Source organism: Pseudomonas syringae group sp. 247E2, assembly GCF_032587795.1.
Classification (GTDB): Bacteria; Pseudomonadota; Gammaproteobacteria; order Pseudomonadales; family Pseudomonadaceae; genus Aquipseudomonas; species Aquipseudomonas amygdali.
Map to the genome: position 1 here is coordinate 762,683 of NZ_JAWHPK010000008.1, position 13,885 is coordinate 776,567.

Sequence of the window (13,885 nt, forward strand, 5' to 3'; positions counted from 1 at the left end):
GCTTTCGATGCTGTAGCGTCATTTTCAGATGCTAATACTGTTAAGAAGGCAACGCTAAAGTGCTGCCCAAACATTCCATAACAAAAAGCCCTGACGTTTGCGCGTCAGGGCTTTTTGTTTTATCGGTGCGACTCAGTCGATTACTGCTGCGCGGCGACCTGCAGTTCAGCGCGACGGCCAGGTATCGCGGCAATCAATTCTTGCGTGTAGGTGGCTTCAGGCCGTTCGAAAACGTCGCTGGCCGGACCTTGTTCAATGGTCTTGCCCTGCTTGAGCACCAGAACCTGGTGGGCAACGCTGGCGACGACTGCCAGGTCGTGGGACACCAATACGTAGGCGATGCCGGATTCGGATTGCAGTTCGACCAGCAAGTCAAGAATCTGCGCTTGCACCGACACGTCCAGGGCGGAAACCGGCTCATCGAGCAGCAGCAGATCCGGTTGCAGGGCCAGCGCTCTGGCAATCGCTACGCGCTGACGCTGGCCACCGGAAAGCTCACGGGGCAGCCGGTCCAGATACGCCACGGGCAAGTGCACTCGCTCAATCAATTGGCGCGCGGCCTGCTCCAGTTCACGGCCTTTGAGCAGGCCGAACGAGACCAGTGGCTCGACGATGCTTTCGAATAGCGTGAAGCGCGGATCAAGTGCCGCGAACGGGTTTTGCTGTACCAGCTGGATGCGTCGCCGTAGCGGTCTGAACTCGCGCCAGCCCAGGTCGGTGACATCCTGGCCGTCCAGCAAAACTCGCCCTTGCGTGGGTTTTTCCAGGCCCAGCGCAATGCGCAGCGCAGTACTTTTGCCAGAACCGGACTCGCCGACGATGGCCAGGGTCTGGCCGGGATAAACCTTGAAGTTGACGTCCTGCAATGCCTGGAAGTCTGTGTCTTCACCTTTCACGTAGGGCAGGCGATAGGTCTTGCCGATGTTGCTCAGGGTCAGCAGAGGTGTGTCGCTGCTCGATACCGGGCGCACTGTTGCCGGGCTCTTGCGCTGGCCGAAAGCCGGTGCTGCCGCGATCAGTGCGCGCGTATAGGTATGGCGAGGCGTGATGATTATCTGTTGCGGCGGGCCTTGTTCGACCAACTCGCCCTTGTTCATCACCAGCACACGGTCAGCACGATCGGCAGCCACGCCGAGATCGTGGGTAATGATCAGCAGGGAAATGCCGCGCTCGGCCACCAGGTGTTGCAGGTGATCAAGGATCTTGCGCTGCACTGTCACGTCCAGAGCACTGGTGGGCTCATCGGCGATGATCAGGCGAGGATTGCCCGCCAACGCGATGGCGATCAGCACGCGCTGGCGCATGCCACCGGACAGTTCGTGCGGATACTGGCGGGCGCGCAATACCGGCTTGTCCAGACCGACCTGTTGCAGCAACTCCAGCACATCGGCATCCACCGCCAAGTAACGCCGGCCGTGGGCCTGAATCAGTGCTTCGGCAATTTGCCGGCCGATGCGCAGGGTAGGGTTGAGGCCGACCATCGGGTCTTGCGGCACCAGACCGATCACGCTGCCGCGAACCCGACGTTTTTCTCGCTCGGAGGCGTGGCTCAGGTCGTGACCGTCGACGTGCAGCTCGCCGCCGGTGATGGTCGCGTTATCCGGCAACAGGCCGAGTATGGCGTTGGCCAGGGTCGACTTGCCGGACCCGGATTCACCGACAATTGCCACGGTTTCGCCCCTGGCCACCTGAAACGAGACGCCGCGCACGGCCTGGTTGGTCTGGCCGTCGAAACGGTAGGCGACACTCAGATGACGAATGTCGATCAGTTGAGCGGTATCGGTCATCGTTGAGTCTCTTCCAGAGTGCGGGCGATGTGGTTGAAGCTGAACACCACGCCGACCACGAACAGGCCCGGCAGCAGCGACACCCAGGGCGCGGTCATCAGGAAGTGACGACCGTTGGCGATCAGCGTGCCCCATTCGGCAGCCGGTGGCTCGGCACCGAAGCCGAGGAAACTCAGCCCGGCAGTCGCCAGAATCGCTGCACCGAAATCCAGCGTGGCAAGCACCGCCACTGGGCCCCAGGCGTTGGGCAGAATGTGGCGCAGCAGAGTTCGGGTCCAGCTGGCACCGCCCAGACGCGCCGCTTCGACGTAAGGCAGGGTCTTGACCCGCAGCACTTCGGCGCGGGTGGTACGGGCGAAGCCGGGGATGATTCCTACACCCACCGCGATGGCCACCGGAATGGTGCCGAAACCGATGGCGGTGACAATCGCCAGCGCCAGTAACAGGCCGGGCAGGGCCAGTAATACATCGATCAGGCGCATGATTACCGCATCGATGCGCCCGCCTGCAAAACCGGAAATCACCCCCAGGCTCAGGCCACCGGCCATGGCGATGCCCACCGCCAGCAATGCGGCTTGTACCGACAGGCTCGATCCGTGTACCACGCGGGTGTAGAGATCACGGCCCAGTTCGTCGGTGCCGAACCAGTGCGCGGCATTTGGCGCGGTGAGCTTGTCGCTGGGCGAGGTGGCGTAAGGCGCGTAGCTGCTCAGCAGGTTGGGTGCCAGCGCGGCCAGTAATGCAAAGGCGACCATTGCCACCGCGAGCAGAAACCCCGGACGACGCAGCAGAGGCTTGGCGGCCTCTACGGCGCGACTCAGGTTGCTACGCCGCCGCCATTGCGCGGCGGGGGCGGTTTTGCCGGAAAGGCTTTGACTGGAATCAACAAGGCGGGTCAGGCGCGCAAGGCGGTTGTCGAAGATAGTCATGGCGTCAGGAGACCTTTGGCGTGTGGGCGATGCGCGGATCCAGCGCGGGGTACAGCAGGTCAACGATCAGATTGACCACGACGAAAGCAGCTGCCGAGACCGCAACGATGGCCAGCACCACCGGAATGTCCTGGCGCAGCACGGCCTCCTGGGCAAGTCGACCGACCCCTGATCGGGCAAAAATGGTTTCCACCAGCACGGCACCGGACACGGTGTTGCCCACTTGCAGACCGATCAGCGTCAACAGCGGCAAGGCAGCGTTCTTGAACGCATGGCGGGCCTGAACCTGGGCGCGAGTGAGGCCCTTGGCGTAGGCGGTAATGATGTAGGGCTCTTTCCAGACGCCCTGAAAGCCGCGTTGTAAAACCTGCGCGTACACTGCAGCACTGGGGATCGCCAGTGTGACAGCGGGCAATATCAAGCTGGAAAAGCCCTGATTGCCGGTCGCTGGAAACCAGCCAAGGCTGAATGCGAACAGCTGAATAAACAACAGGCCCATCCAGAATACCGGTACTGAAAAACCCAGCGACGGCAGCCGGGACAAGACGACCTTCAACGGCTGCCAGCGCACGTAGGCGGTGAGGTAAGCCAGTCCGACGCCACCGATCAGCGACAGAACAATGGCCAGCCCGGCCAGGCTCAGGGTTTGCGGCAGACGTTCAACCAGCAGTTTCGAAACCGGACGATTGAGTGTCAGCGAATTGCCGAAGTCACCCTGGACAGCGCCCCACAGCAAATCGACGTATTGCTCGAATACGCCTCGGTCCAGCCCGTAATAGAGCTTGGCTTGCGCCAGGTCCTGCGCGGACAGGGAGTCGATTTCGACACCCGAGGCGCTGAGCATGATCGACAAGGTATCGCCGGGCAGCAGATACAGAATGAAGTAGGTGATGCTGTAAGCACCCCAGAGTACCAGCAGCGCCTGGGCGATCCGGCTGAGGATATAACGGCTCATGGCGCTGCGATCTCGATATCGTTGAACAGCGCAAAGCCTTCCGCCGTCCAGTGGAAGTTACGCACGTTTTTCGCCGTGGCGGCTTGCCAGACCCGCTCGTAGACCGGGAATGCCGAACCTTCATCGATCAGCAGGTCCTGCAGGTCGCCATAGGCTTTTGCGCGTTGTTCGCTGCGCGTTGCGGTCAGCCCGGCGTCAAACAGTTCCAGGGCTTTGGGCAGTGTTTGCGGTGCGTAAAGATTGGTCGCCAATGTCGAGCTGTTGGCGCTGCGCGGGTCGATGATGGTCTGCAGGATGATCGGGTCGGCGCGGGTCATGTAGGTGGACGTCAGGTCATAATTGCCTGCCGCATTGGCAGCGGCCCATTCGGCGGTGGTCACCACGTTGAGCTTGAGCTCGATGCCGACCTTGCGCAGCTGATCCTGAATCAGCACATCGCCAGCGGTTTCAGCGGGGGACAGGTTGTAGGCCAGCTTCAGTCGTTTGCCGTCCTTGTACCGATAGCCGTCGGCGTTCTTCTGCCAGCCAGCCTCGTCGAGCAAGCGCTCGGCACCTTCTGGGTCATAGGCCAGTCTGTCGGCCTGATTCTTGTAAAACGGCGTGGTGACGTCGTAGATACCCGACACCACCGGAAATTGCGGGTTGTAAACAGTGGCGGCGTAGGTCTTGCGGTCGATGGCTTTTTGTAGCGCCAGACGCACATTGCGGTCAGCGAGGATGCGATTGCCGCGCGTGTTGGGGTACATGTTCAGGGCCGGCCCTGGCAGCGAGCGGCTCTGGATGGTCGCGCCCCTGGATTTGAACAGGTTCAGGTCCACTTCGGAAAACGGGTTGCGTGGCCAGAGGATGTCGACCTGGCCCTGAACGAACTGGCCGTTGCGCACGCTCTCTTCTGGAACGTAACTGACCTCGACCGCATCCAGATGCGCCTCGCCCCGGTTCTGCGCATTGGCCGATGGCCATGCATAGCCCTTGCGTTTGATCAGGCGCAAACCGCTTTCAGGGGTGTAGCGCTCCAGCACGAATGGCCCGGTGCCGATGATTGCACCCAGCGAGCGTTCCTTGACGCTGAGTGTGTAGGACTCCGGGGCGAGAATGGCGAGGTTGGTGGTGGAGGTGGCTTGCAGAAAGCCCGCATTTGGCGTGGCCAGCACCAGTTTGACAGTGAAATCGTCCACGACTTCGGCGTGGTCGTAACCCTTCAGGTAGGTCGCGCCAAAGGTTGCAGGTAGTTGCGCGGCAAACGCTTTATTGCTGTCGTAGGCGGTCTTCACGGCCTGTGCGTCGAAGCGCGTGCCATTGCTGAACGTCACATCCTTGCGCAAGTGGAAGGTGTACTCCAGCGCGTTTTCACTGACGTCCCAGCGTTCTGCCAGCCAGGGAATGATAGTGCCGGTCTGTGGGTTCTGATCGGTCAGCGACTCGGCGACGTTACGCAGCACCACTCGGTGCTCCAGCCAATACACCTGGAACGGATCCAGGCTGACCAGCGTGGTGTTGTCTCTGAAGAAAGCGACTTTGAGCGTCTTGCTTGCCTGGCCTTCTTGCCCAGAGGGCGAGCAGCCGAGCAGGGTGAGGGCAGTAATGACGGCGAATAACAGGCGTGCAAGAAGAGGGCGCACGGTCATCGCGCTGTCCTCCGATATACGAATCTGTAGGCGAAAGTCGAAGGTTGAGTACGGTGCATGGAAAAGTCCTCTTCAAGTCGAGCGCAGCGATCCGGCTGGTTTTAAGACCGTATTCTTATGTAAGGAGGCTGTAAAAGTATTTTTTCTTATAAGCTAATATAGGTTTTTATGATTTATTTGATAATTTATTATGCTTTATAGGTATTTTATGGTGCTTGGTTAATGTCTGCGGTGTAGGTTCGCAGCGATTCCAGGGAGAAGCGGGGTGGAACCTGTTCTTTCCTGATCGCCACACATTGCTGATTTTGCGGGTGAGTCAGCCCGCAGCCAGAAAACCGCGGAGGATTAGCATATGGTGGGTATCAATAGAGCGGGGCCATCGGGCGCTTATATTACCGGGCACACAGACCCCGAGCCTGCATCAGGGCGCGCACGCGAATCCAGCAGCGGCGCCAGCTCTTCGAACAGTCTGCAGGTGCCGCCGCCCCCTTCAGAGGCTTCCGCCTCGCAGGCGCGAGATCGGCGTGAGAGGCTTTTGCGGTCCAGACCGCTGTCGCGCGAAACCAGGGAGTGGCTGGAGCAGGGCATGCCGCCAACGGCGGAGGCTGAAGTGCGTAGCAGACCGCATGGGTCTGCCGATGCCGCAGCACCGCATGCACCTGCCGAGACAAGACCCAGGCCGCAGCACGCAGGGGTGACGGCACACGCCAATAGCATCGTTCAGCAATTGGTCAGCGCGGGCGCTGATCTTGCCCATACTCGTACCACGCTGCGCAATATCATGAGAGGCGAAGAGATGGCTCTGTCTAGAGCCGAACAGAGTATTTTGCGCGAGCATTTCCCTAACATGATTGCGACTGGAATCAACCCCCATTCAGAGCTCGCTATCGAGCTCCGTCATGCGCTCCGTAGAGCGGATCGCCAACAGGCGGCGTCAACTCCAGCAAGGACACCGACGCGGCCCCCGGCGGCCCGTACCCCTACGCAATCATCATCGAGTAGCAGCCAGCGTTCATTATTTGGGCGGTTCGCCCGGCTGATGACGCCTGATCAGAGACGTTCGTCAAACGCATCGACCTCTCAGACACCGGTAGACAGAAGCCCGCCACGCGTCAATCAGGTACCCATACGCCCCGACAGGGCTGCGATGCGTAATCGTGGCAATAACCAGGCCGCCGCAGCCTTGCAGGGATTGGTTCAACAAGGGGTCAATCTGGAAGACCTGCGCACGGCGCTTGAAAGACATCTATTGCGGCACCAACCGATCCCCTTGGATATAGCGTACGCGTTGCAGAGCGTGGGCATTCCCCCAAGTGTTGACACGGCTGAGAGCCTTGTGGAAAGCCCGCTGATGGATTTGAGTGTTGCGCTGCACCGCGTGCTTGGGCCACGTCCCGTTAGTGCTCCGCCTCGCCCAGCCGTTCCGGTGCATCCTCCAGCTGCCTCCAGGCGACCAGATGGCGCGCGTTCCAGCGCATTGCGGGTAATTCCGGAGCGGGAGGATTATGAAAATAATGTGGCTTACGGAATGCGCTTGCTTAACCTGAACCCGGGGGTTGGAGTAAGGAGGGTTGTTGCAGCCTTTATAACCGATCCGGCGGACCGGCCGGCAGTTGTGGACGATATCCGCGCAGCCCGGGACCCTATAACCTCGCAATTCAATCAACTGCGTACGGTCTCCAAGGCCGTTGTTGAATCCCAAAATCCGCCCTTCAGGGACGCGGAACACCATCACCCGGACGATGCGACCCATTGCCTTTTTGGTGAACCATTGTCGCTGGAAAATTCTCGTCAGCAGGTGATCGGCCTGGCGGGGAATCCGACGGACACGTCGGAGCTTTACAGTCAGCAGGGAAATAAGGACCTGGTGTTCATGGATATGAAAAAACTTGCCCAATTCCTCGCAGGCAAGCCTGAGCATCCGATGAACAGACAACCGCTTGACGCCAGAACCATCGCTAACTACGCGTTTAGAATCGTGCCCTGATCACGCAGCCCCTGTAGGTCTGATTGCAGTGGATGGTTTGCGAACCGGCTTGACGCCGGTTCGTTCGTTTACAAGGTGGCTCCCGCCGCGCCTGCCTTGCTCTTGAGCGCTGCTTCAAGGCGGTCAATGAACAGGCGCACCCTGTGAGGAACGCGCTGGCGTGTTGGCAGCACTGCCGTGACAGACAGCTGTTCGGGCATGGCATCTTCGAAGTCCACCTGCTGAAGGCTGCCTTCGTTGATTTCCTGTCGGACATCCCAATAGGTCAGCATGGCCAGTCCCATACCTTGTTTACATGCCGTGCGCACGGCCTCGACGCTGTTGGCAGAGAAGGGGCCCTGAGCGCGAATGGTGATGGGCTCGCCGTTTCTTGTGAACGGCCACCAGGGCATTGCGTGCAAGGCAATGCACGGGTGGTGTCTGAGTTCCTCCAGTAGCGCTGGTTTGCCGTGCCTCGCCAGGTAGTCTGGGCTTACACACACCACCCGTGGGTTGGGCGCCAGCGACCTGGCTACCAGTGCCGAGTCGCGTATCGTGGCAATCCGGATGGCGACATCGATTCCCAGTCCGGCGATGTCGACAATGCTGTCCGACAGCGTCAGGTCGATACTCAGTGCCGGGTTTTCCAGCATCAATGCGGGCAGCAACGGCATGATGACTGTCTGACCAAACACACTCGGCGCCGTAACCCGCAAAACGCCACTGGCAGAGCCTGCATCAGCCTTCAGCGTGGTGCGGGCGGCCTCGCTTGCTTCCAGTATGGTTTTGGCATGAGGCAGAAAAACTTCGCCCTCTGGCGTCAGTGATACCGAGCGGGTTGTACGGTGAAACAGCCTGACGCCCAGGTCGTTTTCCAGCGCAGCCAGACGTCTGGAGATTGCCATCGGTGACAACCCGAGTCGACGCGCCGCTTCCGACAGGCTTCTGCTGGAAGCAATGGCGGCGAACACCTCTATATCAGATATTTGCACGGATTATATCCATTTTCGTTAAAGCGCCTTATCTGCACGGCCGGGTTCCAATGGTCTTCGCCAGCCCTTACCGTTGCTACAGGTTCTGTCCATGACTGCGGGCAATTCGCAGGCGATCTGCACAGTGAGGGTTTGAAGTATGAGCGAGATAAACAAACACGTTACAGCCCCGTTCGACATGGGTCATCTCAAACTTAAGAACAGGTTTGCGGTGGCACCCATGACACGCGTGAGCGCGGACGAGCAGGGCAGTGCAACGCAGAACATGACGCGCTATTACGAGCGGTTCGCCAAGGGTGGTTTTGGCCTGATCATCACCGAGGGCAACTATACAGATCGCAGTTCTTCCCAAGGCTACCGCTTCCAGCCCGGGCTCACCGATGACGAGCAGGCTCAGGCATGGCGTGCCACGACCAATGCTGTGCACCGGCATGGCAGTGTCATGATTGCGCAGCTCATGCACGCAGGCGCACTCAGCCAGGCCAATCGCTTCGTCAGCGAGTCGGCGGGCCCTTCGGCCATTCGTCCCAAGGGCGAACAGATGGCGTTCTATTACGGCGCGGGCAGCTATCGAATTCCGCGAGCCATGAGCGACAAGGATATCGCCGAGGCCATCGACGGGTTCGCCCGTGCCACGCAGCTGGCTTTAGGCACTGCGGGTTTTGACGGTGTCGAGATTCACGGCGCAAATGGTTACTTGCTGGACCAGTTTCTGACCGATTACAGCAATCAACGCACCGATCAATGGGGCGGTGAGGTCGTACAGCGTCTGCGGCTGACGCTTGAGGTCATCGCCGCGGTGAAAAAGGTCGCCGGGCAGGCACCGGTGGGTGTGCGTCTTTCACAAGGCAAGGTCAACGACTTTCAACATAAATGGGCGGGGGGCGGGCGCGATGCCGAAGTCATTTTCGCTACGCTGGCCAGTGCCGGCGTCGATTACATCCATGTAACCGAACACGAAGCATGGCAGCCGGCCTTTGCCCAAGGTAAAGCCAGCCTGGTCGAACTGGCCCGACGCTACGCGCCAGGCGTTGCGCTGATCGCCAATGGCGGCCTGCACGACCCGGAAAAAGCCGACCAGGTGCTTCATCAGGGGGCGGACATCATCGCGGTGGGCAAGGGCGCGCTGGCCAATCCGGACCTGCCACAGCTGTTGCGTCAGGGCAAGCCACTCCGCGACTTCGATCCAGCCATTCTCGGGCCGATTGCCAACATCAAGGACAGCGAGCTGGCATTCAACGGGATGAATTGAACAGGTTTTCATAGGTGGGCTCGCTTCCGGTTCCAATCCTGCATTACCTTTGACTCTATCCTCCCTGGGGGGATAGAGTGCCGGTCTGAATTGTCCAGGCCAGAGCTCAAGCCATGAGTGAATACGACCACCCCCACGGCCTACGCACCTGTCCCACACAGCTGTTATAAAGCGCCTGAAACGGGCCGACGGCCATTTGCGCAGCATCATCACCATGATCGAAGAAGGGCGCGAGTGTGTGGATATCGCCCAGCAGCTGCACGCGGTCGAGAAAGCGGTGTGCCAGGCCAAGCGTACGTTGATTCAGGATCATATCGATCACTGCCTTTAAGACACGCTCGGTTCAATTGCCAGGGGCGCGCGCACCACTGGAAGCCTTCAAGCAAATCACCAAATACCTCTAGGTCTCACATGCCCAACTTCGTCGAGCTGTTGCAGCAAGGGGGTTCGCACGCCTGGCTGTATTTCCCCAGTGCCATTCTGCTGGGAGCGTTGCACGGGCTGGAGCCCGGGCATTCAAAAACCATGATGGCGGCGTTCATTGTGGCCATTCGTGGCTCTGTGAAACAGGCCGTGATGCTCGGCGTCGCCGCTACCGTTTCGCACACCGCTGTCGTCTGGCTGGTGGCAATCGGCGGGATGTATCTGGGCCAGGGGCTGGATGCTGAAACCACGGAACCTTACTTCCAGCTCGGGTCATCTGCCGTGATCATCGCCATTGCATTGTGGATGCTATGGCGCACCTGGCGTGGCGAGCAGTTGTACAAGGTCGAAAGTGCCAGGCTCAGTCACGGGCATACAGGCCATGGCCATGAGCACGACGTGGACTCCCATGAGCACGAGCATGACCGCTATCACAAAAATAATTTGTGCATTTTTAAAATATATATTGATTTTTATTGGTATCGCCCGGCCTTAGCATGAGTGGAACTTGAATAAGTCGCCGGACAGCGAGCACGCTGCCCGCTTTCACACGCCACCAAGAGCTGAAATCGGAGTCCTGATGAGTCTTTCTCCTTTCCACCTTGCAATCCCGGTTTATGACCTGGCCGCGACACGTGCCTTCTACGGTGAAGTGTTCGGTCTTTCCGAAGGGCGCTCCAGCGATCAGTGGGTCGACTTCGATTTCTACGGGCACCAGTTGGTGATTCATGAACACCCGAAAACCGCCTCTCAAGAGAGTGTGCACAGCAACCCGGTAGACGGTCACGACGTTCCGGTTCCGCACTTCGGCATCATTCTGGAATGGGCTCAGTGGGAAGCTCTGGCCGAGCGCTTGAAATCCTTCGGCACCGAGTTCGTCATCGAACCCTACATTCGATTCAAGGGGCAGGTGGGTGAGCAGGCCACCATGTTCCTGTTCGATCCCTGCGGTAATGCGCTTGAGTTCAAGGCGTTCAAAGACATGAGTCAGCTGTTCGCAAAATAGTAAAAAGCCTGGCGCACACTATGTTGCGCCAGGCCTGCTAGAGCGGGCGCAGCGCTAACGAGTCAGAGCGTGTTCGTTGATCAGTTGGACCAGCGCGGTTACCGGTTCGGTCAGGCTGCGGCGAGCGCGATGTACCAGCCCGATATCGCGATGGAACGTATGCTCTTTCAAGTCGATAGAGCGCACACCGGCGTGCCATCTCTGCAGGGTTGCCGTTTCCGGAACCAATGCGACGCCGACGCCGTTGGCGACCAGTTTCATAATCGCATCCAGTTCATCGAGCTCGCAGACTTCGCGCAGCGAGACATGGGTCTGGCGCAGGAACCTATCGACCTGTCGGCCACCAAATGACGATCGATCGTAACGAATGAATGGATGAGCCGAAATCAGTTCGGCCCAGTCATCCCCCTGCATGTCAGCAGGCACGATAAGGCGATAGGGTTCACGGACCAGCGTTGTCCAGCGCAAGTCGCTTTGCAGTGAGAAGGGCGGACGGATGATCGCTGCCATGTCGATCTCGCCAGCGTCCACCTGATTGACCAGGTCCATGGACAGGCCGGGAATGACGCGCGTCCTGCACGCGGAGAATTGCTGATGAAACCGAGCCAGCGCTTCCGGCAGAAAGGAGCGTTGTACAGAGGCAATTGCGCCGATGGTCACCAGCACGCTCGCGGGTAGCCCTACTGTCGTAGTGCCAAGGCTGCTGAACTGGCGCACCAGATCCTGACCTTGTAACAACACCTGCTGCCCCATGCGGTTGAGCTGGGCTGAACGTCCTTTTCGGTCGAACAGCTCGACGCCCAGTTCAGCTTCAAGGCGCTGCATCTGCGCACTGACAGCGGCCTGGGTGAGCCCGATCTTGCTGCCCGCCGCAGCGAACGTGCCTTCTCTTGCCACGGCGATAAACGTTTTCAGTTCTTTGATCATGGGCAAAGAATAATTGTATTTTTGCTAAAAATGCATTTGTTTATTTTGTTGTTGGCGGGTTGTCGCCGCTTCAGCGTCATAGGCGCCCGGGCGCTGCCTCAGACAAAAGGTACTCTTTCCTGGAACCAGGCAACGGCCTGGTTTTTGAATGCTTCGGCGGGCGGCGTTAACGGATAGCGCTGATCGTAGGCCAGTACGATGCGCTGAGTGGGCAGCGTTTCGCGTATCGGGCGACACACCAAGGGCTGACCGTCGTAGCTGCGGTCGCCGAAGGGCCTGGTATAGGTCAGGGAAACACCGAATCCGTTGGCGACGAGGCTGCGCTGAAACTCGAAGCTGTGGGTGCGCTGGAGGCTTTGAGGCGACAGTCCATGCATGTTGAACAGGTCCAGCACGTGCTGCCAGCTGTGGACCTGATCAGTAACTACCAGATTGCCTTCACTGAGTGCGTGCAGACTGACATCGGGCTCGTTTGCCAATGGGTGATCAGCCGCCAGCAGGGCATGGGCAGTCAGTTGACGCAACTCGACACACGCCATGTTTGCCGGCAGCCCCAGGTCGTAGGTCAGCGCCAGTTCCAGAGTACCTTCGGCGAGGCGCTTGCCCAGATAGTCGAAGCCGCCTTCGCGCATGTCGACCCTCACTCGCGGATGTTCCTGTTGCAGGCGCCTGAGGATCTGCGGCAGGCAATAGGGTGCCAGGTCCTCGTAACAACCCAGTACCAGCTCTCCGGAAAAGTCGTTGTTGTCGCTGCCGATGTCTGAAAACGTCCGGGCTTCGGCCAGAACCCGCCTGGCCTGGGCCATCACTGTGCGCCCGAAAGGCGTAAGCGATACGCCCAGTCCGCGTTGACGAACAAACAGCGGCTGACCAAAAAGCTGCTCGAGTTCGGTAATCGCCGTTGAAATTGACGGTTGGGAAACATGCAGCTCTTCGGCCGCCAACGTGAGATTGCCGTGTTTGGCGGCAGCGAGCGCATAACGGAGTTGTCGCAGACTGAACTTCATAAGAATTTCTTGGGTGATAAATCAATACATATTATTTTATCTTCGCTGAGTGTCATGAAATATTTGCCCCTTGCCCACATTTATTCTTCTCCGAGGGAGTTTCAGGTCATGACACAACATTCGTTTGCCCTCACGACAGAAGACATTGAGGCCTTTCAGCGCGATGGCGCAATTTGCCTGCGCGGCGTTTTCCGCGACTGGATCGGCACCATTGCCGACGGAATCGAGCGTAACCTCGCCGAGCCGGGTGCTTACGCCAGCCGTTACGTCGAGAAGGATGACAAACCGGGCGGCTTTTTCGACGACTATTGCAACTGGCAGCGGATTCCAGAGTTTCGCGCCATGGTCGAGGATTCACCGGCAGCGTCTGTCGCGGCTGCCGTGATGCGCTCCAGATCGGCACAGTTTTTTCATGATCATGTTCTGGTCAAGGAACCCGGCGCGCATAAGGCCACGCCATGGCACCAGGACATCCCTTACTATTTTGTCGAAGGTAGCCAGAACGTGAGCTTCTGGATCCCCGTGGACCCGGTGCGCGAGTCGACGCTGCGGCTGCTTGCCGGCTCACACCGTTGGGAGAAGGGCATAAAACCGGTGCACTGGGCCGATCAAAGCGATTTCTACAAAGATGCTGGCGGGTACCGCGACGCGCCGGATCCAGATACTGATACCGAGCAAGGCCTGCAGGTACTGGAGTGGGAGATGCAGCCGGGCGACGCGGTGCTGTTCGATTTCCGTACCGTGCATGGTGCTAAAGGCAATGCGTCGGCTCAGCGCCGTCGTGTCTTGTCGCTGCGCTGGCTTGGCGACGATATACGTTACTTCGAGCGTCCAGGACGGACCTCTCCACCGTATCCAGGGCATGCGATGCAGACCGGTCAGAGACTGCGCGAAGATTGGTTCCCGACGATACATCAAGGAGCTTGAGTTTCATGTAGATGAAACAGGTTCGCCACTGATGTGACGAGCATTTGCACTGCCATAACTCTGTTCACTGTGTTGGAGCGTGCGAT

Annotated in this window: 11 protein-coding genes and 2 pseudogenes; 6 read left to right on the top strand and 7 right to left on the bottom strand. The window is 59.1% G+C overall.

Going from position 1 to position 13,885, the window contains the following annotated elements:
• Positions 1 to 140 precede the first annotated feature (140 nt).
• The 4 genes from RYC18_RS10560 to RYC18_RS10575 are packed head-to-tail and all read right to left on the bottom strand — an operon-like array spanning position 141 to position 5,299.
• Positions 141 to 1,787 (bottom strand): ABC transporter ATP-binding protein, encoded by a 1,647-nt coding sequence (locus tag RYC18_RS10560; protein WP_316885755.1) that lies wholly within the window; start codon positions 1,785 to 1,787, stop codon positions 141 to 143.
• Positions 1,784 to 2,716, bottom strand: a complete 933-nt coding sequence (locus tag RYC18_RS10565) for an ABC transporter permease (RefSeq protein WP_005745125.1) — start codon at positions 2,714 to 2,716, stop codon at positions 1,784 to 1,786. The genes RYC18_RS10560 and RYC18_RS10565 overlap by 4 nt, the downstream gene beginning before the upstream one ends.
• Before the next feature lie 4 nt (positions 2,717 to 2,720).
• Positions 2,721 to 3,671, bottom strand: coding sequence for an ABC transporter permease (locus tag RYC18_RS10570; protein WP_316885758.1), 951 nt, complete (start codon positions 3,669 to 3,671; stop codon positions 2,721 to 2,723).
• Positions 3,668 to 5,299: an ABC transporter substrate-binding protein gene (locus tag RYC18_RS10575; RefSeq protein ID WP_316885760.1), complete on the bottom strand. Its 1,632-nt coding sequence runs from the start codon at positions 5,297 to 5,299 to the stop codon at positions 3,668 to 3,670. The genes RYC18_RS10570 and RYC18_RS10575 overlap by 4 nt, the downstream gene beginning before the upstream one ends.
• Before the next feature lie 1,039 nt (positions 5,300 to 6,338).
• On the opposite strand from RYC18_RS10575, the gene RYC18_RS10580 reads away from it, so the two are divergent.
• Complete coding sequence (locus tag RYC18_RS10580; protein ID WP_272939219.1) at positions 6,339 to 7,286, top strand: type III effector; 948 nt, start codon at positions 6,339 to 6,341, stop codon at positions 7,284 to 7,286.
• A 68-nt stretch (positions 7,287 to 7,354) separates the two neighbouring features.
• Here the strand turns inward: RYC18_RS10580 and RYC18_RS10585 are convergent, their stop codons facing one another.
• Positions 7,355 to 8,257 carry a LysR family transcriptional regulator gene (locus tag RYC18_RS10585; protein WP_054078951.1) on the bottom strand — a complete coding sequence of 301 codons (903 nt, stop codon included), beginning with the start codon at positions 8,255 to 8,257 and terminating at the stop codon, positions 7,355 to 7,357.
• 139 nt (positions 8,258 to 8,396) lie between these two features.
• Between RYC18_RS10585 and RYC18_RS10590 the strand changes: the two genes are divergently transcribed.
• The 4 genes and pseudogenes from RYC18_RS10590 (at position 8,397) to RYC18_RS10605 (ending at position 10,938) form a co-directional block, all read left to right on the top strand.
• Positions 8,397 to 9,509: an NADH:flavin oxidoreductase gene (locus tag RYC18_RS10590; RefSeq protein WP_316885766.1), complete on the top strand. Its 1,113-nt coding sequence runs from the start codon at positions 8,397 to 8,399 to the stop codon at positions 9,507 to 9,509.
• A 113-nt stretch (positions 9,510 to 9,622) separates the two neighbouring features.
• Positions 9,623 to 9,913 (top strand): annotated as a pseudogene (locus tag RYC18_RS10595) (metal-sensing transcriptional repressor).
• Positions 9,914 to 9,920: 7 nt separating this feature from the next.
• Positions 9,921 to 10,373, top strand: a pseudogene (locus tag RYC18_RS10600) (nickel/cobalt efflux transporter); the annotation flags it as partial.
• 139 nt (positions 10,374 to 10,512) lie between these two features.
• On the top strand, positions 10,513 to 10,938 hold the full coding sequence (locus RYC18_RS10605) for a VOC family protein (protein ID WP_003364399.1): 426 nt from the start codon (positions 10,513 to 10,515) through the stop codon (positions 10,936 to 10,938).
• 54 nt (positions 10,939 to 10,992) lie between these two features.
• On the opposite strand, the gene RYC18_RS10610 is transcribed toward RYC18_RS10605, so the two are convergent.
• Positions 10,993 to 11,865: a LysR family transcriptional regulator gene (locus tag RYC18_RS10610; protein WP_003364397.1), complete on the bottom strand. Its 873-nt coding sequence runs from the start codon at positions 11,863 to 11,865 to the stop codon at positions 10,993 to 10,995.
• Positions 11,866 to 11,963: 98 nt separating this feature from the next.
• Positions 11,964 to 12,872, bottom strand: coding sequence for a LysR family transcriptional regulator (locus RYC18_RS10615; RefSeq protein WP_316885773.1), 909 nt, complete (start codon positions 12,870 to 12,872; stop codon positions 11,964 to 11,966).
• Between the two features lie 108 nt (positions 12,873 to 12,980).
• Between RYC18_RS10615 and RYC18_RS10620 the strand changes: the two genes are divergently transcribed.
• A complete protein-coding gene (locus RYC18_RS10620) occupies positions 12,981 to 13,799 on the top strand; it encodes a phytanoyl-CoA dioxygenase family protein (protein WP_016980564.1) in 819 nt (272 codons plus the stop codon).
• Positions 13,800 to 13,885 lie beyond the last annotated feature (86 nt).